Origin of the sequence: Lysobacter sp. CFH 32150 (assembly GCF_022758295.1) — a bacterium.
Classification (GTDB): Bacteria; Pseudomonadota; Gammaproteobacteria; order Xanthomonadales; family Xanthomonadaceae; genus CFH-32150.
In genome coordinates this window covers 243,349-261,531 of the sequence record NZ_JALDWJ010000001.1, presented here as the reverse complement: position 1 = coordinate 261,531, position 18,183 = coordinate 243,349, and the positions used below count along the sequence as shown (strand labels likewise).

The following is an 18,183-nucleotide window of genomic DNA, read 5'->3' as shown; positions in this document are numbered from 1 at the left end:
CATTACCCCTTGCTAGACAGTCCGGCCCGCGTGTTGCGTGCCGTGCAAACTTCAAAATCTGTTTCAAGGAGTAAGACAAATGTCGGATCGTCAGACTGGTACCGTCAAGTGGTTCAACGACGCTAAGGGCTTCGGCTTCATCACCCCGGAATCGGGCCCGGACCTCTTCGTGCACTTCCGTTCCATCCAGGGCAACGGCTTCAAGTCGCTGCAGGAAGGCCAGAAGGTCTCGTTCAAGGTTGTGCAGGGCCAGAAGGGCCTGCAGGCCGATGAAGTCCAGGCGATGTAATTCGCTTGGCTCTCACGAGCTACTAGCTCTTCGGAGCTAAGAAAACCCGGCTTCGGCCGGGTTTTTCTTTGTGTGTATGCCGGCGTCACGGCCGGCGCGATAATAATTTGCCTTCGTCGCCCCGAGCCAATGGATTGCCTCATGACGCGCCTGCTCCTGTTGTTTTTCTGTGTGTTGGTCTTGGTCGCCTGCAAACGCGAGGCGCCGGTCCCCGGTGGGACGACTGCGCCCGCGGATGCCCCGACACCGGCCACACCCGCCACCGGGCCGCTCCAGGATGTGGTCGAGGCGACGCCGCGCTACGTGATCGGCATCAGTTACCCCAAATCGGCGGCGAAATACCCCGGCCTCGCGGCTGCGCTGCAGTCCTATGCGGACGCCGCGCGCAAACAACTCATGGAAGCGGTCGACGGCCTCGGCAACGATGTCCCGACTGCACCCTACGACCTCACCTTGTCCTTCACTGAATTACTCGACTCGCCGCAACTGGTCGCGATCGCTGCCGACGGCAGTAGCTATACCGGCGGCGCGCACGGCGCACCCTTGATCGCACGGTTCGTCTGGCTGCCGCAGCAGCAGAAGCTGCTCACCGCGAACGACCTGGTGCCGACAGCGGCCGGCTGGCAGGCGATCTCCGATTTCGTACGGGAGCAGTTGCATACCGCGCTGTCGCAGCGCCTCGACGCCGACAGGGTCGATCCGGCCGATCGCGCGGAATTGAGCGAGAGCGCGAGCAAGGTCATCGACGAAGGCACCGAACCCAAGCCGGAGTCCTTCGCCGAGTTCGAACCGGTCGTCGACAGCAGTGGCCGCCTGGCGGCGTTGCGCTTCGTTTTCCCGCCCTACCAGGTGGGGTCGTATGCCGACGGTACGCAGACCGTGGAAGTCCCGGCCGAAGTGCTGCTGCCGCATGTCGCGCCGGCCTATCGCGGTTTGTTCCGGGGCGGCTGACTTAGAGCCTGTTCAATGCCTCCACATAGCCCGCGCCGGAATTGTGGGCCTGCGGGGCAAGGAAGAGTGAGGGAATGTATGTCGATACATGACCGAGCGATGACGCGGTCCCGCAGGCCCACAGTTCCGGCCCTTCGGGTTGCCCCGCGCAGGCCGCCATGCGGCGCCGCACGCCTTGACCTTGCAAATCAGCAAGGCGCTGCGGCGCGCAGCACCACCTGGCGGCCTGCGCGGGGCAACGCGGGCTATGTGGAGGCATTGAACAGGCTCTTGGGGTGACGTGGCGATGCTCGCGACTCATCCATTCCGACAACGCGTGATCGATCTGTTGGCCGCGGCCGACGTCAAACCGGACGGCCCGCGACCCTGGGATCCGCAAATACACGACAGCCGTTTCTACGCGCGCGTGCTCGCGCAGGGCTCGCTCGGCCTCGGCGAGTCGTACATGGATGGTTGCTGGGACGTCGCCTCGCTGGACGGCATGTTGTTCCGCGTGCTGCAGGCACGAGTGGATCAGCGTGCGCGCGGTTTCGTCGATCGCATCGATGACTTGCGCGCGCAGGTGCAGAACCTGCAGAGCCGCCGTCGCGCCTATGTCGTCGGCGAACGCCACTACGATCTCGGCAACGACCTCTATCGCGCGATGCTCGGTCGCCTGATGGTCTACAGCTGCGGCTACTGGCGCGAAGCCAACACGCTCGACGCCGCGCAGGAAGCCAAACTCGACCTGACCTGCCGCAAGCTCGGCCTGCGGGCGGGCATGCGCGTGCTCGACATCGGTTGCGGTTGGGGCGAGGCGCTGAAGTTCGCCGCCGAGCGCTATGGCGTGCGCGGCGTTGGCGTCACCATCTCGCGCGAACAGGCCGAGTATGCCCGCGAGCTCTGCGCCGGTCTGCCGATCGAAATCCGCCTGCAGGATTACCGTGAAGTCGACGAGCCGTTCGACCGTATCTTCTCGATCGGCATGTTCGAACATGTCGGCTTCAAGAACTACGAACGCTTCTTCGATGTGGCCCGCCGCTGCCTCGACGATGACGGCCTGCTGCTGCTGCACACCATCGCCAGCAATCGTTCGCGCACCCATACCGATCCCTGGATCGCGCGCTACATCTTCCCCAACTCGATGCTGCCGTCCGCGGCGCAGATCGCCAGTGCGGTCGAAGGACGCTTCGTCATCGAGGATTGGCACGGCTTCGGTACGGATTACGACCGCACCCTGCAGGCCTGGCGCGATAACATCGAACGGGCGTGGGATACGTTGCCGTCGCGTTACGACGAGTGCTTCCGCCGCATGTGGCGGTTCTACCTGGCCGGTTCGATGGCGAGCTTCCGGACGCGTCGCATCCAGCTGTGGCAGATCGTGTTGTCGCCGCGCGGTATACCGGGTGGCTACCCGGCGCCGCGTTGACCGTCTCAAGGCCTGCGACGCGGCCGCGCTAGCGTTGCGCGATGGCCGGGCAGATTCGAATCGACTTCAGTGGCGTCGTTCACGCACAGGACGTTGCCCGGCGGGATAATCCGGCAATGCCGCTGCAGGCCTTCCATCCAGCCGTTTCCGCGTGGTTCGGGCGTACTTTTCCGGCGCCTACCGAGGCCCAGGCGCAGGCGTGGCCGGCGATCCGTTCCGGCCGCAATACCCTGGTCGCGGCGCCGACTGGTTCCGGCAAGACGTTGACCGCGTTCCTGTCCGCGATCGATATGCTGGTGCGCGAAGGTCTCGATCACGGATTGCCCGACGCGACCCAGGTCATTTACGTCTCGCCGCTGAAGGCATTGTCGAACGACATCCATCTGAACCTGGAAGCGCCGCTGGAAGGCATCCGCGCCGAACTGGCACGCCAGGGGTTGCCGGACGTCGAAATCCGTACCGCGGTACGGACCGGCGACACGCCGCAATCCGAGCGAGCGCAGCTGCGCAAGACGCCGCCGCATATCCTGGTGACGACGCCGGAATCGTTGTACGTGCTGCTGGGCTCGGATTCCGGCCGCGCCATGCTCGCGAGCGCGCGCACGCTGATCGTCGATGAAATCCATGCTGTCGCCGGCAGCAAGCGCGGCAGCCATTTGTCGCTGTCGTTGGAGCGCCTGGAAGCGCTGTGTGGCCGCCGCCTGACGCGAATTGGCCTCTCGGCAACACAGAAGCCGATCGAAGAGGTGGCACGGTTCCTGGTCGGTGCGGCCGCGGTCGCCGCGGACGGGACCCCTGATTGCGCCATCGTCGACATCGGCTACGCCAAGCAACGCGACCTGGCGCTGGAGCTGCCGCCGGTGCCGCTGCAGGCGGTGATGTCGAACGAGCAATGGGACCTGGTCTACGCGCGCATTGCTGAGCTTGTCGAGCGGCACCGCACCACGCTGGTCTTCGTCAACACCCGGCGCATGGCCGAGCGCGCAGCGCGGCACCTGGGCGAGAAGCTCGGCAAGGAACACGTCGCGGCGCACCACGGCAGCCTGGCCAAGGAGTTGCGGCTGGATGCCGAGCAACGCCTGAAGAGCGGTTCGCTGAAAGTGCTGGTTGCGACGGCGTCGCTGGAACTCGGCATCGATATCGGCGATGTCGACCTGGTCTGCCAACTGGGCTCGCCGCGTTCCATCGCGGCCTTCCTGCAACGGGTCGGGCGTTCGGGCCACGAAGTCGGCGGCGTGCCGAAAGGCCGGTTGTTCCCGTCTTCGCGCGACGACCTGGCCGAATGCGCGGCGCTGCTCGATTGCGTGCGCCGTGGCGAACTCGACGCCCTGGTCATGCCGAAAGCGCCGCTGGACGTGCTCGCGCAGCAGATCGTCGCCGAAGTCTCGAGCACCGAGTGGGACGAGGACGCGCTGTACGACTGGTTCCGTCGCGCCTGGCCGTACGCGCAGCTGGCGCGCAACGACTTCGACGCGGTGGTGCGGATGCTGGCGGAAGGTTTCAGCACACGTCGTGGTACACGCGCCGGATACCTGCATCGCGACGCTGTGCACAAGCGACTGCGCGGACGCAAGGGCGGGCGCATGACCGCGGTGATGTCGGGCGGCACGATTCCGGATACCGCCGATTACGCGGTTATCCTCGAGCCGCAAGCGACGATGATCGGCAACGTCAACGAGGACTTCGCGATCGAAAGCCTCGCCGGCGACATCTTCCAGCTCGGCAACGCCAGCTACCGGATCATGCGTGTCGAACCCGGCAAGGTGCGTGTCGAGGATGCGCAAGGCGCGCCGCCCAGCATTCCGTTCTGGTTGGGTGAAGCGCCGGGTCGTACCGACGAGTTGTCCGTGGGCGTCTCCCGGTTGCGCAAGGAAATCGCCGCAATGCTGGAGCAGGGCGAGGAACGGGTAGTCGCGTGGCTGGTCGAGGATGTCGGCCTGGGTTTCGAAGCCGCACGCCAACTGGTCGATTACCTCGCCCGCCAGCAGACCTCGCTCGGGGCGATGCCCACGCAGCAGACGCTGGTGCTGGAGCGGTTCTTCGACGAATCCGGAGGCACCCAACTCGTCGTGCATTCGCCCTACGGCAGCCGCGTCAACCGCGCCTGGGGGCTGGCGCTGCGCAAGCGTTTCTGCCGCAAGTTCAATTTCGAACTGCAGGCGGCGGCGACCGAGGACGCGATTGTGTTGTCACTGTCGACCAGCCACAGCTTCCCGCTGATCGACGTCGCCCACTACCTGCATTCGAATTCCGCCTGCGATGTGTTGATCCAGGCATTGCTCGATGCGCCGCTGTTCGGCGTGCGCTGGCGCTGGAACGCGACCACGGCGCTCGCGCTGCCACGTTTCGTCGGTGGCAAGAAAGTCGCGCCGCAGTTGCAACGGATGAAGTCGGAAGACCTGTTGGCGACGGTCTTCCCGGACCAGGTCGCCTGTGCGGAAAACCTCGTCGGCGAACGCGAGGTTCCGGATCATCCGCTGGTCGCCCAGACGCTGCACGACTGCCTGCACGAAGCGATGGATGCCGATGGCTGGCTGGATCTGCTGCGCAAGATGGAAAGCGGCGAGGTTGAGATCATCGCGCGCGACCTGACCGCGCCATCGCCGTTCGCCGCCGAAGCCCTCAACGCGCGTCCTTACGCGTTCCTCGACGATGCACCGCTCGAAGAGCGCCGCACCCAGGCGGTGATGAGCCGCCGCTATGCCGATGCCGACAGTGCGGATGATCTCGGCCGACTCGATCCGGATGCGATCGCATCGGTGCGTGAAGAGGCCTGGCCGGAGGCGCGCAATACCGACGAGATGCACGAGGTCCTGATGGGGCTAGGCTGCGCAACGGCGCAGGAAGCGATGGCCAATGCCGGTTGGCCGGAGTTGCTGGCCAGGTTGGCGAAGGATCATCGCGCCACGCGGGTCGCCGTCGGCGCCAGCCTGTGGTTCGCGGCTGAACGGCTGCCACAGGCGCAGGTCCTGTATCCCGTGGCGTCGCATTCGCCTGCGATCGAGGCGCCGCCGGAATTCGCGCAGCAATCGTGGAGTCACGACGAAGCCCTGGTCGAACTGCTGCGCTCGCGCCTGACCGGCCTGGGGCCCACACCCGCAGGCATGCTCGCAGAAGCGCTGGCGTTGCCGCAGCTCGATATCGACATGGCCCTGGTCAAGCTGGAAAGCGAAGGCTACGTGATGCGCGGACGCTTCACACCCGCCGCCGAATCGGACGAGTGGTGCGAACGTCATCTACTCGCGCGCATCCATCGCTACACCATCGGTCGCCTGCGCCGCGAGATTGAACCCGTCGAACCGCGCGATTTCATGCGCTTCCTGTTCGACTGGCAACGCGTGTCGAAAACGACGCGCGTTAACGGGCCGGAAGCCCTGACTGGCGTGCTGTCGCAGCTGGAAGGTTTCGAGGCACCGGCAGCGGCCTGGGAAAGCGAACTGCTGCCGGCGCGCGTGAACGATTATTCGATTTCGTGGCTGGACGATCTGTGCACCGCGGGTCGCATCGCCTGGTCGCGTTTGCGTGGTGCCGCCTCCGAAACGGGTGGAACCCGTACCGCCCCGGTGCGCGCGACCCCGATCGTGCTGCTGCCACGACGCCAGCTCGCGCTGTGGACGTGGCTTGCCGCAGGACAGCGCGAGGACGAGCCGGCCTTGTCCTCACGGGCGGAACGCGTCGCCGAATACCTGCGCGAGCATGGCGCCTCATTCTTCGATGAATTGATGTCAGGCGCACACCTGCTCCGCACCGAGCTGGAGGATGCGCTGGCCGAATTGGTCGCGCGTGGCCGCGTGCATTGCGACAGCTTCGCGGGCTTGCGCGCCTTGCTGGTGCCCAGTTCGAAGCGGCCATCCCCATTCGCGCGCCGCGGCCGTCGCGCCGCGTTGTTCGGTATCGAGGATGCCGGCCGCTGGACATTGACGCGCCGCCATGCGACGCCAGCAACGAAACTCGAACCGGAAGCGATCGAGCACATCGCCCGCACGCTGCTGCGCCGCTACGGCGTCGTGTGCTGGCGCTTGCTCGACCGCGAGGCCGCGTGGTTGCCGCCGTGGCGCGAGCTATTGCGCGTCTACCATCGCCTGGAGGCGCGTGGCGAGATTCGCGGTGGCCGTTTCATCGCGGGATTGGTCGGCGAGCAGTTCGCGCTGCCGGAGGCGATCGGCGCATTGCGCCAGGTGCGCAAGCGTCCGCACGACGACGTACTGCTGAGCCTGTCTGCGCTCGATCCGCTGAACCTCATCGGCACCGTGTTGACCGGGAACAAGGTGCCGCGACTGCTCGGTGCGCGGGTGTTGTATCGCGATGGCCTGCCGATCGCGACACTCGTCGCCGGCGAAATCGAATTGCTGACGCCGCTCACACCTATGGACGAACGCGCGGCTCGCAAGGCGCTGCTCCGCGAGCCGGATTCGATGCCGGCGCCATTGCCGACAGCCACCACGCCCTAGCGCAGTGGTGGGTACTGCGGCAGCGTGATCCGGCGGCACGCGGGAGGCGTACGGAAACTTCGTCACCGACCCTTTCGCTGCTGCTCGAGGTTCGTGTGGCCTGAAGGATTAATGTCATTCATGGTGCTGAATGCGGGATCTTCACCCGTACTGAACAACTGAGCGGTGAACCTCCACGTCCCAAGGTGGAACCAGCCAGCCAGTCATGACCGTCATCATCCATCTCCCGGACCAGCAGCCAGCCAAGCCAGACCAGCTCGGTCATGCGCACGCGCGCGTGCTCGGAGAGCTTGCGACCAACCTCTATCCCGATCTCGATTGGAATCGCATCGAGCCTTTGATGGCCGCCGACTGGCACAAGGTACGCGAGCGCTCTTCGCTCGCGTGGGCCGATGTGCGCGATGAAGTGCATTCGGCATGGCAAATAGCGAAGCTGAGCAATGAGGGCCATCAGCTGGATAACGCTCCCGTGCTGGATTACGCACCTGTGTTGTTGCAAGCCGCGTAAACGCAAGCTGCATTGAATCCGTAAAACTCCCGCAACCTGCGCCGCCGACCATGCGTCGGCCGGCTAGGGGGAGTCGGCATCCCCCGACTCCCATGAGGTTGCCGCGATGAATCTGCGTTGTCCTATGCTGCTCGTGCGGGCGCTCGCCGCCTGCACCTTACTCGTTACCGGTTCTGCCGCCATCGCCAGCGATTCCGCCCCGGTCGAAAAAAACAACGGTCCGCACCAAGGGCTCATCGTGATCGGCCATCGCGGTGCGAGCGGTTATCGCCCTGAACATACGCTCGAGTCCTATCGCCTCGCGATCCGCCAAGGTGCCGATTTCATCGAGCCGGATCTGGTCGCGACCAGGGACGGCGTGCTGATCGCGCGCCACGAGAACGAAATCTCCGGTACCACGGACGTCGCCGAGCATCCGGAGTTCGCCAGCCGCAAGACCACCAAGATGATCGACGGCAAGCCGCTCACCGGCTGGTTCACCGAGGATTTCACCCTCGCCGAGATCAAGACGCTGCGCGCGAAGGAGCGCATCCCGGCGATTCGTCCGCAGAACACCAAGTACGACGGCCTGTTCGAAGTGCCGACGTTCGCGGAAGTGGTGCGACTGGCCGCGCGTGAAAGCCGCGGTGGTCGCGTGATCGGCGTGTATCCGGAAACCAAGCACCCGACGTATTTCGCCCGCGAAGGCCGTCGCCTCGACGGCACGCCGATTGCGACGTCGCTCGGCGCCAAACTCATCGAGACCCTGGTGGCTGAAGGGTTCACCGATCCGGACCGCGTCTTCATCCAGAGCTTCGAGGTCGAGAACCTGCTCGAACTGAAGTCGCAACTGATGCCCGCCGCTGGCGTCAGCTTCCCACTGGTGCAGCTGTATGACGACATCCATTCCACCAGACCTTACGACTTCACCTACAACATCGCGCACGGCGCCGATCTGGCGCAGGTATACGGCGGCCTGGCCGGGCAGGTCGATGGCGGTATCACCGCCAGCACGCTCTACAGCGGGCTCGCCACCGAGCCGGTGCTGCAATGGATGAAGGCGAACTACGCTTCGGGCATCGGCCCATGGAAGGTGAACCTGCTACCGCGCGCCGCGCTGAACCCGAAGGTCGACAACAACGGCGATGGCAAGGCCGAACTGGCGACGCGCAACCTCGCACTCGTGCATCCGATGCTCAGCTATGCGTTGAAAGCAGGCCTGCAGGTGCATCCGTACACGTTGCGTGCGGAAGAGAACTACCTCACGCAATCGCCGAATGGTGTCGTGCAATCGGTGATCGGCGAAGCGGTGGAGCTTTACAGCCTCGGCGTGCAGGGATTCTTCATCGACCAGCCGGACCAGGGTGTGGCGGCGCGCGAGATCTTTCTCGACGTCAACAAGCCGCTCAAGTAGGGGCACGCAGAAAGCAAAACGCCGCCCGGAGCGCTCCGGGCGGCGCTTTGCTTGCGCATTTCGAGCGAATCAACCTTCGGCCGGTGCCCCGGCCGGGACTTCCACCGCCGCTGGCACCGAGTCATCAGTCACCGGCGCCTCCAGGCCACGACGCTTGAGCAGCGGCTGGATATTCGGCTCGCGACCGGCGAATTCGCGGAACAGCTGCATGGCGTCCTTGCTTCCGCCACGCGACAACAACGTCGCGCGGAAGTGGTCGCCGTTCTTGCGGGTCAGGCCGCCGTTCTGCTTCATCCATTCGACGCTGTCGGCGTCGAGCACTTCCGACCAGATGTACGCGTAGTAGCCCGCCGAGTAGCCGCCCATGATGTGGCTGAAGTAGGACGTGCGGTAACGCGGCGGCACGGCGTAGAAGTCGATACCATCTTTCTTCAGGGCATCGGCTTCGAACGCCATCACGCCGTTCGCCGCGGGCACCTGGTCTGCGCTGAGCTGGTGCCAGCGCTGGTCGAGCATCGACGAAGCCAGGTACTCGGTCGTGGCGAAGCCCTGATTGAACTTGGACGTGGCCAGGACCTTGTCCAGGAGTTCCTTCGGCATCGGCGCGCCGGTCTGGTAGTGCTTGGCGTAGTTCGCCAGCACCGACGGCCAGTCGGCCCACATCTCGTTGACCTGCGACGGATACTCGACGAAGTCGCGGGGCACCGAGGTGCCGCTGAAGTACGGGTACTTCACGTCCGAGAACATGCCGTGCAGCGCATGGCCGAATTCGTGGAACATCGTGGTCACTTCATCCCACGTCATCAACGTCGGCTGGCCAGCAGGTGGCTTGGGGATATTGAGGTGATTGCCGACGACGGCCTGTTCACCGGCCAGCGACGATTGTGAGACGTACTCGTTCATCCATGCACCGCCACGCTTGGATTCGCGCGCGTAGAAATCGCCGATGAAGATCGCAAGTGGCTTGCCATCCTTGTCGAATACGTCCCACACGCGCACGTCCGCCTGATAGACCGGCAGGTCCTTGCGCTCCTTGAACGTCAGGCCGTAGAGCTGATTCGCGGCGTAGAACACGCCGTCGTTAAGCACCCGATCGAGTTCGAGGTAAGGCTTCAGTTGCGCGGCATCGAAGTTGTAGCGCGCCTTGCGCACCTTCTCGGTGTAGTAGGCCCAATCCCATGGTTCCAGCTTGAACGTCGGCTGGCCCTTGGCTTTCTGCTCGCTGTCGATCATCGCCTGCAGGTCGGCGGCTTCGCGCTTCGCATTCGCGACTGCGGCTGGTGCGAGTTGCGCAAGGCGCTTGTTGACGGCGTCCGGCGTGAGCGCGGTCTCGTCCTCGAGCACGTAGGCGGCATGGTTCGGATAGCCCAGCAGCTTGGCGAGTTCGGCCCGCAGCGTGGTGACCTTGGCAACGATCGTGGTGTTGTCGAACTTGTTGCCGCGGCTGCCGCGGGCGATCGATGCTTTATGGATGCGCTCGCGCAGTGCGCGGTTCTCGAGATAGGTGTTGGCCGGCTGTCCGGTGGTGTTGAGCAGCGCGATCACGTACTTGCCGTCGAGCTTGCGCGTCTTGGCAGCTTCGGCAGCGGCGGCGATCTGGTCTTCCGGCAAGCCCGCCAGTTCTTCCTTGCTGTCGACGACGATCGCCGAATCGTTGACTTCATCGAGCACGTTCTGGCTGAACTGCGTGCTTAGCGATGCGAGCTCGGCATTGATTGCCTTCACCTTGGCCTGGTCGGCCTCGGACAGCTTGGCGCCGGCGCGCACGTGCCGCGTGTGGTAGCGCTCGATCAGGCGCACGCTTTCCGCATCGAGGCCGAGCGTATCGCGGGCGTCGTAGATCGCCTGGATGCGCGCGAACAATTTCGGGTTCAGGCGAATGGCATCGCTATGCGCCGAAAACTTGGGTGCGTAGTCGGTGTCCAGTTGCTTGCGGGCCTCGTTGCTGTCGGCTCCGACCAGGTTGCTGAACACCGCTGTGGCACGCCGCAGCGTGCGCCCGGATTTCTCGAGTGCGACGATGGTGTTCTCGAATGTCGCCGGTTCCGGGTTGTTGGCGATGGCCTCGACTTCCTTCAGCTCCTCGGCCATGCCGCGATCGAAGGCCGGTGCGAAGTCGCTGTCCTTGATCTTGTCGAACGCGGGGTAATGCAACGGCAAGGTGCTATCGGCGAAGAACGGGTTGGTCTGCGACACGGCAGCTCCGGGGGTGGATGCGGCGGGCTGCGCGGTCTTGTCGTTGCAACCTACGGCGGTCGTGGCGATGGCCAGCGCGAGCGCGCAGGCGAGCGGATGTTTCATCGAGGGTGCCTCGGCGGACGGAAACCCTGAATCTACCCGACCCGGGCTGAGCCTACCCCTGACGAAAGGCATGCTGGGGTGGATATTGGCAGCAGTTCACGCGTACGAAACCCCCGTCGCGCCAAGCTTCCCATCCCCGACCGCACCGGCGGCCCACGATGGAGGACGCCATGACCAACGTGACCTCGTTAATGACGGCCAATCCCGCCTGCTGCAACGCCGACACCCCGTTGCGCGACGTGGCCCGGATGATGATCGACTATGACTGTGGACAGATCCCCGTCGTCGATGACAAAGGGGCACCGCTGGGCGTAGTCACCGACCGCGACATCGCCACCCGCATCGTCGCCGAAGGCCGCGACACCTTCAGCGCAACCGCTCGCGATGCGATGAGCGCGCCGGCACAGACCGTGCGCGAGGACAGCAGCCTGAAGGACGCCGTATGCCTGATGGAGGCATCGAAGATCCGCCGCATCCCCGTGGTCGATGCCTCCGGGAAACTGACCGGCATTGTCTCGATCGCCGACATCGCCCTCGCGGGCAAGGAAGCCGCTACGGCTGAGGTGGTCAAGGAAGTTTCCGAGCCCAGGCACTGAAGGCACCGCATCTCGCAGCGTGAACCGCGGTGATGTCCGCCGACGTCCCGCCGTTGCGCAATGTCGTGGCCATGCTGCACGTGGCCAGCGTTGCGCGTTCCGTCGCGTTCTATGCGCAGCTTGGGCTGGAAGTCTCCAACACCCATTACGAGCCCGGCGGCGGTATTGACCGCGGCGACGACCCCGTGTGGGCCTGGCTGCAGTCGCGACATGGTGCCAGCCTGATGCTGGCGCGGGCCGATGCTCCCGTCGATCCAGCCGCGCAGGCGGTGTTGTTCTATCTCTATTGCGACGACGTCGCCGCCATGCATGCCGCACTCGTTGCAGTAAGGGCACCCGTTGGCCCCATCGCCTATCCGTTCTACTGCCCGAGGGGCGAGTTCCGCCTGACCGATCCCGATGGCTATGTCTGCATGGTCACCCACACCTGATCCAGGAATGCAGGGGTAGACTGCCGTCAATCGAACTTGCGGAGAATGCCGATGACTACCGCCTACGACTTCAGTGCCACGGACATCGATGGCCAGGCGCGTCCGTTGTCCGATTACGCGGGCAAGGTGTTGTTGATCGTCAACGTCGCTTCGAAATGCGGGTTCACGCCGCAGTACACCGGATTGGAAAAGCTGTGGCAGGACTATCGCGATCGCGGTCTGGTGGTGCTCGGTTTTCCCTGTGATCAGTTCGGCCACCAGGAACCGGGCGACGAGGCCGAGATCAAGAATTTCTGCTCGCTGAACTACGACGTCGATTTTCCGCTGTACGCCAAGATCGATGTCAACGGCCGCAATGCGCATCCGCTGTGGAAGTGGCTGAAGGACGAGAAAGGCGGCCTGCTCGGCATCGATGCGATCAAGTGGAACTTCACCAAGTTCCTGGTCGGCCGCGACGGCAAGGTGGTCAAGCGCTACGCGCCGGCCGAAAAACCCGAGTCGCTGGTGCGCGATATCGAGGCCGCGCTCGGCTGAGACGGGGGAGCGCGTCGGGTTGCGCCGGCGCCATGTGGAAGCGCTAGACTGGCCCAATCGCATGGCTAGGCGCGCCCAGGAACCGGGACAGCGCAACGAGTTCGGCGCCGGGACCAGGGTCGAGCCGCAGGCCGATTTCGTGTCCGCGCTATTCAGTGCCGTCACGATCGACGAAATTGCCGAACTGGTCGTGCAAGAGGCGGAAAGCCGCTTCGGCTGCCGCTCCGCACGCCTGGTTTCGTTCCTGGGGGCTGCGGACGATCGGCAGCGGGTACGCCATTCTTACCCTGACATCCCCTTGAGCGCTGCCGACGTGGTCCAGATCGAGGCCGTGTCGAAGCAAGGCGGTGCGATCCTTGTGATCTCGCAGCACGCAGGTTGGGTGCGGATCGCAAGCGTCCTGAGTGCCCCGCAGACAGGCACTCCGCAGGCAGTGCTGATGGCCGATTGGCCTGTCACGGACTGCGTGCCACAGGTGTGTCCCCAGGCGTGGCGCGAGTTCATGGCCCTCGTCGCAGCCCGCCTCGCCGGCACCCTGGAGCTCGCCGACCAGCGTCTTGCGGTCGAACGTTTCGAGAAAACCGCGCAATTGCAGAGCGCGCTGTACGCGATCGCCGACCTCGCCAGCAGCGAGTTGGACATGCCCGAGATGTTGCGCCGCATCCATGCGGTGGTCGGTGGGTTGATGTATGCCGAGAACTTCTACATCGCGCTGCATAACGCCGAACGCGACAGCGTGCGCTTCATCTATTTCGCCGACGTAAAGGACAAGCGCGCGGTCGATCCAGATGAGGAATTCCCGGCGGAAGAGATCCGCAACAGCCTCACGCTGGCCCTGGTCCGTCATGGTCGTCCTGCGATGGGACCTTCCGCGCGACTGCAGGCGGAGTTCGGACTCGAGCGCGACCAGGAGGTATACGGCCCGGACAGTGCGGATTGGCTGGGCGTGCCAATGATCGCCTCGGGCGAAGTACGCGGTGCGGTAGTGGTGCAGAGTTACGACGAGGCAGAGCGTTACGACGAGGAGGATCGCGCGCTGCTCGCTTTCGTCGCCCAGCACATCCTCACCGCCCTGGTCCGCAAGCAGGCGCATGAAGAACTGGAGTGCCGCGTAGAAGAGCGGACCCACGAGCTGACAGTGGAAGTGCGCGAGCGCCAGCGCGGCGAAAAACTGCAAGCGGCGCTGTACAGCATCGCCGACCTGGCCAGCAGCGAACTGGACATGAGCGAGATGCTGCGCCGCATCCATGCGGTGGTTGACGAGCTGATGTACGCCAAGAATTTCTACATCGCGCTGTACAGCGCCGAGCGCAGCACCGTGCGTTTCATCTACTTCGCCGATGAAAAAGATCCCGCCATGTACGACCCGGAAGTGGAGATTCCTGTCGAACAGATGCGCAACAGCCTGACCTTGGGGCTGATTCGCTACGGCCGTTCAGTCATGGGATCAGCACGGAAAGTGGCGAGGTTGCTGGCCGTTCCGAGGGGCATCGGTCACGGCACCGCCGCCGAGGATTGGCTCGGCGTGCCGATGGTCGCCGAAGGCGAGGTGCGTGGCGTGGTGGCAGTGCAGAGCTACGACTGGTCGGTGCATTACACCGAGGAAGATCGCACCTTGCTCGCCTACGTAGCCCAACACATTCTGACCGCACTGGCGCGCAAACAGGCGCAAGCTGAACTCGAAAGCCGGGTCGAAGATCGCACGCGCCAGCTGGCCGACGCCGTACACGAATTGCGCGACCAGATCTCCGAACGCGAACGTGCCGAACAGCGGCTGGTGCATGAGACTCTGCACGACTCGCTCACCGGCTTGCCCAACCGCAGCTTCCTGTACGACGCGCTGGAGCGGGCACTGGCACGGTTGCGTCGCGACCCCAGCCACGGCTTCGCCGTGCTCTTCCTCGACCTGGACCGTTTCAAGGTAGTCAACGACAGCGTCGGCCACCTGGTGGGCGATGAGATGCTCAAGGAGGCGGGCGCACGACTCACCACCTGCGTGCGTTCCCCCGATGTCGTCGCGCGCCTCGGCGGCGACGAGTTCGCGCTGTTGCTCGAGGACACCCATGCCCCCGAGGACGCCTGCCACGTGGCGCAACGCGTGATCGCCGAGCTCAGCGAACCGATGCGTATCGCCGGCAAGGAATTGTTCACCTCGGCCAGCATCGGCATTGCCCTCAGCCACGAACGCTACCGCAGCGCCGAAGAGCTGCTGCGCGACGCCGACGTCGCCATGTACCGCGCCAAGGCGCACGGCCGGCAACGGTTCGAGATCTTCGACGAGCGCCTGCACCAGGAGGCGCTGCACCTGCTCAACCTGGAAAGCGATCTGCGCCGTGCCCTGCAGCGTTCTGAGTTCGAGCCGCACTTCCAGCCGATCGTGCGGCTGCGCGACCTGCATGTCGTCGGTTACGAAGCGCTGCTGCGCTGGCGCCATCCACGGCGCGGGTTGCTGCTGCCTGGTGATTTCCTCGGTGTGGCGGAGGAAAGCGGCAGCGTCGAACAGATCGACTGGCAAATGTTCGACAAGACCTGCCGTGAAATCCCGACGCTCGGGACCAACGGCAGCTACGTGACCATCAACGTCTCACCCCGGCATTTCCGTTCACCGGCGTTGGCAAAGCAGATGCTCGACCTGCTCGCCGCGCATCATCTGCCCGCGCACTGCATCCGGTTGGAAGTGACCGAAGGCGCGCTGCTCGACAACCCGGACCAGATGCTTGCCACGCTCGACACGCTCCGCGGTGCCGGCGTCTTGGCAGCGCTCGACGACTTCGGCACCGGGTATTCGTCGCTGAGCTACCTGCATCGCTTTCCGCTGCATGCGCTCAAGATCGATCGCTCGTTCGTCAGCGCGTTGCAACTCGGTGGCAGCGGAGGCAGCGGTGCCGTGGTGCGTGCCGTGCTGGCGCTGGCAGGTACCCTCGGCATGGAAGTCATCGCCGAGGGCATCGAAACCAGCGAACAGCGCGATTACCTGTTGGGAATCGGTTGCGAGCACGGACAGGGATTCCTGTTCTCGCATGCGCGCCCAGCGTCGGAATGGGCAGTTGCGAACGATCACTGATTCGGCTGCGGCACGGGAATTGCCCCGGCCTCCGTCCTCTCCTTGCGTTCATGCGCCATCACGCCACCCTTCAAGCCGAAGCAGGGGCGCAGCCAGCGATTGCGACGGATGACCGCGTGCAGCAGCCAGCAACCGGCAACGGTACCGACCAGTACCAGCAGCGGTTCGATCACCGGCCCGAGTTGCAGCGGCAATAGCCAGTAGGCGAGCAGCACGATCATGCTCTGGTGCAGCACGTACCACGGATACACCGCTTCGTTGGCCCATGGCAGCCAGCGGAATGGACGGTTCAAGGCGTGATGTGCCCAACCCAGGATGGCGCTCAACGCCGCCCAGATGTAGATGTTGCGCAGGATCCAGACCAGCGCCTGCTGCCAGTCCGGGAGTTCATCGGGCAGCACATTCACGAGCACGAGGTAGACCACGACCAGCGACAATGCGACGGTCAGCGACTGCCTGCGCAAGCGCACCAGTTCGGCCCAGATGCCGCTGTCGGTGCTGATCCAGTAGCCGTAAAGGAACACGGTGAAATAAATCGCGTGCCGGTACCAGTCGTTGATCAGGTCGCCGGTTTCCTCGAAGAGTGGTTGCAGGCCAATCGTTGCCAGTGCCAGTGGAATCGCCGGCAGGAGCAGCAGGCGCCAGCCACGCAAACCCGTCAGCAATGCCTTCAACCGCTGCCCGAACCGGCTGCGCAGCACCGGTAACAGCAGCGCGAGCGCCATCGTGTAGACCCACAGGTAGACCAGGTACCACAAGTGGTTCCAGGTGAAGCCGTACTCCCAACCGGTAAAAGCATCCGCCGGCCAGGTCTTGCCGCCGAAGTAATCGCCGAGGAAGCGCAGGTAGCCGGGCTCGACGGCGCCATTGGCCACGCCCTCGGCATAGGGCTGGATCGGCACGACCACCAGGCACCCGAAGACCAGTGGCAGCAGCAGCCGCCAACTGCGCTGTCCCACGAAGCGGCTGGTCGACATTCCCCGCAACAGGAAGGCCACCGACATGCCCGAGATCAGGAAGATCAGGTCCATCCGCCATCGGTTCACGATCAACATCGGAACCTGCAGCCATTCGGCCTGATAGGGGCTCTTGAGATGCCAGCCCCAGTCGAACACGTACAGCATGGCCCAGTGGTAGAGGATCAGCAGCGCGAAGGCGAGGGCGCGCAGGGCGTCGATGTCATGGCGGCGTTGCATGGGGCGGACTCCGATGGATTCGCAGCCACGGTGCGATGCCACGCCGCGGCCGGCGAGCGCGAAGTGACCGCAGGACGCGCGGTAGGGACGATTCGCGGAATCGCGGGACGAGTGGATATGGCTGGCAGGCGCATCGCAGCCCGTCTGCGCGAGAATGAGTCGATGAACGATGCCGCCCCCCTCCAGTCCCGTACCCCGCAGACCACCTGGGATCGTTACCAACCCTGGCGTCGAAGCGTCGAGATCGGGTTCTGGGTCGCGCTCTGCGTGATCGGTGCTGCCGCCAACAGCGTCACGGTGACGATGGACCTGCGCCGCAATGGACTGGAGTTCGCCGCATGGGAGCCTGCGGTGTGGGAATGGACCAGCCACCTGGTCGTGCTGGCCCTGGTGCCGGCCGTACTCTGGTTCACGCGCAAGTTCCCGCTGCACTTCGATACCTGGCGCCGGAACTTGCCTTGGCTGGCGCTCGGCAGCGTTGCCTGGTCGGTGCTGCACGTCGCCAGCATGGTGGCGCTGCGGAAGCTCGCCTATGCCACGCAGGGCGCGCATTACGATTTCGGCGACTGGCCGACGCAGTTCTTCTACGAATACGTCAAGGACGTGCGCGGCTTTGCCTCCATGGTGCTGGGCATCGAGGTCTACCGCCTGCTGCTGCGTCGCCTGCAAGGGGAGGCCAGCATGCTGGCTGCCCCTGACGATGCGCCCGCCAACGAGCCGATCGAGCGCCCCGAACGTTTCCTGGTCCGCAAGCTCGGCAAGGAATTCCTGATCGCCGCGGCCGAGGTCGAGTCGCTGCAGGCCGCCGGCAACTACGTGAACCTGCACGTCCGTGGCCGCGATTATCCGTTGCGCGCGACGATGGCGACGATCGAAACGCAACTCGATCCCTCGCGCTTCGTGCGCGTGCACCGTAGCTACATCGTCAACCTCGACTGCATCGCCGAAATCGAGCCGCTCGACACCGGCGATGCGCGCATCCTGATGCGCGACGGGAGCAGCATCCCGTGCAGTCGGCGTTATCGCGACGCATTACGGCTGGAACGACGCGCCGCCTGAAC

13 protein-coding genes are annotated in these 18,183 nt (G+C 64.6%); 11 read left to right on the top strand and 2 right to left on the bottom strand.

Annotated elements, in window-relative coordinates:
• Positions 1 to 79: 79 nt before the first annotated feature.
• The 6 genes from MO486_RS01125 to MO486_RS01100 all read left to right on the top strand — a co-directional run bounded on the left by MO486_RS01125 (position 80) and on the right by MO486_RS01100 (position 9,000).
• Positions 80 to 289, top strand: a complete 210-nt coding sequence (locus MO486_RS01125) for a cold-shock protein (protein ID WP_242903888.1) — start codon at positions 80 to 82, stop codon at positions 287 to 289.
• A 141-nt stretch (positions 290 to 430) separates the two neighbouring features.
• On the top strand, positions 431 to 1,240 hold the full coding sequence (locus tag MO486_RS01120; RefSeq protein ID WP_242903886.1) for a DUF3298 and DUF4163 domain-containing protein: 810 nt from the start codon (positions 431 to 433) through the stop codon (positions 1,238 to 1,240).
• Positions 1,241 to 1,526: 286 nt separating this feature from the next.
• A complete protein-coding gene (cfa, locus tag MO486_RS01115) occupies positions 1,527 to 2,648 on the top strand; it encodes a cyclopropane fatty acyl phospholipid synthase (RefSeq protein WP_242903884.1) in 1,122 nt (373 codons plus the stop codon).
• 116 nt (positions 2,649 to 2,764) lie between these two features.
• The gene (locus MO486_RS01110) at positions 2,765 to 7,099 is read left to right on the top strand and encodes a DEAD/DEAH box helicase (RefSeq protein WP_242903882.1); all 4,335 of its coding nucleotides are present in this window, start codon (positions 2,765 to 2,767) and stop codon (positions 7,097 to 7,099) included.
• A 205-nt stretch (positions 7,100 to 7,304) separates the two neighbouring features.
• Positions 7,305 to 7,607, top strand: a complete 303-nt coding sequence (locus MO486_RS01105) for a hypothetical protein (protein WP_242903880.1) — start codon at positions 7,305 to 7,307, stop codon at positions 7,605 to 7,607.
• Positions 7,608 to 7,713: 106 nt separating this feature from the next.
• Positions 7,714 to 9,000, top strand: coding sequence for a glycerophosphodiester phosphodiesterase family protein (locus MO486_RS01100; RefSeq protein ID WP_242903878.1), 1,287 nt, complete (start codon positions 7,714 to 7,716; stop codon positions 8,998 to 9,000).
• 69 nt (positions 9,001 to 9,069) lie between these two features.
• Here MO486_RS01100 and MO486_RS01095 read toward each other — a convergent pair whose 3' ends face one another.
• Positions 9,070 to 11,301: a M3 family metallopeptidase gene (locus MO486_RS01095; RefSeq protein ID WP_242903876.1), complete on the bottom strand. Its 2,232-nt coding sequence runs from the start codon at positions 11,299 to 11,301 to the stop codon at positions 9,070 to 9,072.
• Positions 11,302 to 11,471: 170 nt separating this feature from the next.
• Here MO486_RS01095 and MO486_RS01090 point away from each other — a divergent pair, with 170 nt between their 5' ends.
• The 4 genes from MO486_RS01090 (at position 11,472) to MO486_RS01075 (ending at position 15,926) form a co-directional block, all read left to right on the top strand.
• Complete coding sequence (locus tag MO486_RS01090) at positions 11,472 to 11,897, top strand: CBS domain-containing protein (RefSeq protein WP_242903874.1); 426 nt, start codon at positions 11,472 to 11,474, stop codon at positions 11,895 to 11,897.
• 32 nt (positions 11,898 to 11,929) lie between these two features.
• Positions 11,930 to 12,328: a VOC family protein gene (locus tag MO486_RS01085; RefSeq protein ID WP_242903872.1), complete on the top strand. Its 399-nt coding sequence runs from the start codon at positions 11,930 to 11,932 to the stop codon at positions 12,326 to 12,328.
• Positions 12,329 to 12,379: 51 nt separating this feature from the next.
• The gene (locus MO486_RS01080) at positions 12,380 to 12,862 is read left to right on the top strand and encodes a glutathione peroxidase (protein ID WP_242903870.1); all 483 of its coding nucleotides are present in this window, start codon (positions 12,380 to 12,382) and stop codon (positions 12,860 to 12,862) included.
• Positions 12,863 to 12,923: 61 nt separating this feature from the next.
• Complete coding sequence (locus MO486_RS01075) at positions 12,924 to 15,926, top strand: EAL domain-containing protein (protein ID WP_242903868.1); 3,003 nt, start codon at positions 12,924 to 12,926, stop codon at positions 15,924 to 15,926.
• Here the strand turns inward: MO486_RS01075 and MO486_RS01070 are convergent.
• Positions 15,920 to 17,122, bottom strand: a complete 1,203-nt coding sequence (locus tag MO486_RS01070) for an acyltransferase (RefSeq protein ID WP_242903851.1) — start codon at positions 17,120 to 17,122, stop codon at positions 15,920 to 15,922. The two genes, MO486_RS01075 and MO486_RS01070, sit on opposite strands and share 7 nt — an antisense overlap.
• A gap of 162 nt (positions 17,123 to 17,284) precedes the next feature.
• On the opposite strand from MO486_RS01070, the gene MO486_RS01065 reads away from it, so the two are divergent.
• Positions 17,285 to 18,181, top strand: a complete 897-nt coding sequence (locus tag MO486_RS01065; protein ID WP_242903849.1) for a LytTR family DNA-binding domain-containing protein — start codon at positions 17,285 to 17,287, stop codon at positions 18,179 to 18,181.
• The last annotated feature ends 2 nt before the right edge of the window (positions 18,182 to 18,183 follow it).

Coding starts and splice junctions, on each gene's coding strand:
- MO486_RS01120 (WP_242903886.1), top strand. CDS start 431: ATGACGCGCCTGCTCCTGTTGTTTTTCTGTGTGTTGGTCTTGGTCGCC.
- MO486_RS01095 (WP_242903876.1), bottom strand. CDS start 11,301: ATGAAACATCCGCTCGCCTGCGCGCTCGCGCTGGCCATCGCCACGACC.
- MO486_RS01100 (WP_242903878.1), top strand. CDS start 7,714: ATGAATCTGCGTTGTCCTATGCTGCTCGTGCGGGCGCTCGCCGCCTGC.
- MO486_RS01085 (WP_242903872.1), top strand. CDS start 11,930: ATGTCCGCCGACGTCCCGCCGTTGCGCAATGTCGTGGCCATGCTGCAC.
- MO486_RS01080 (WP_242903870.1), top strand. CDS start 12,380: ATGACTACCGCCTACGACTTCAGTGCCACGGACATCGATGGCCAGGCG.
- MO486_RS01090 (WP_242903874.1), top strand. CDS start 11,472: ATGACCAACGTGACCTCGTTAATGACGGCCAATCCCGCCTGCTGCAAC.
- MO486_RS01075 (WP_242903868.1), top strand. CDS start 12,924: ATGGCTAGGCGCGCCCAGGAACCGGGACAGCGCAACGAGTTCGGCGCC.
- MO486_RS01125 (WP_242903888.1), top strand. CDS start 80: ATGTCGGATCGTCAGACTGGTACCGTCAAGTGGTTCAACGACGCTAAG.
- MO486_RS01070 (WP_242903851.1), bottom strand. CDS start 17,122: ATGCAACGCCGCCATGACATCGACGCCCTGCGCGCCCTCGCCTTCGCG.
- MO486_RS01110 (WP_242903882.1), top strand. CDS start 2,765: ATGCCGCTGCAGGCCTTCCATCCAGCCGTTTCCGCGTGGTTCGGGCGT.
- cfa (WP_242903884.1), top strand. CDS start 1,527: ATGCTCGCGACTCATCCATTCCGACAACGCGTGATCGATCTGTTGGCC.
- MO486_RS01105 (WP_242903880.1), top strand. CDS start 7,305: ATGACCGTCATCATCCATCTCCCGGACCAGCAGCCAGCCAAGCCAGAC.
- MO486_RS01065 (WP_242903849.1), top strand. CDS start 17,285: ATGAACGATGCCGCCCCCCTCCAGTCCCGTACCCCGCAGACCACCTGG.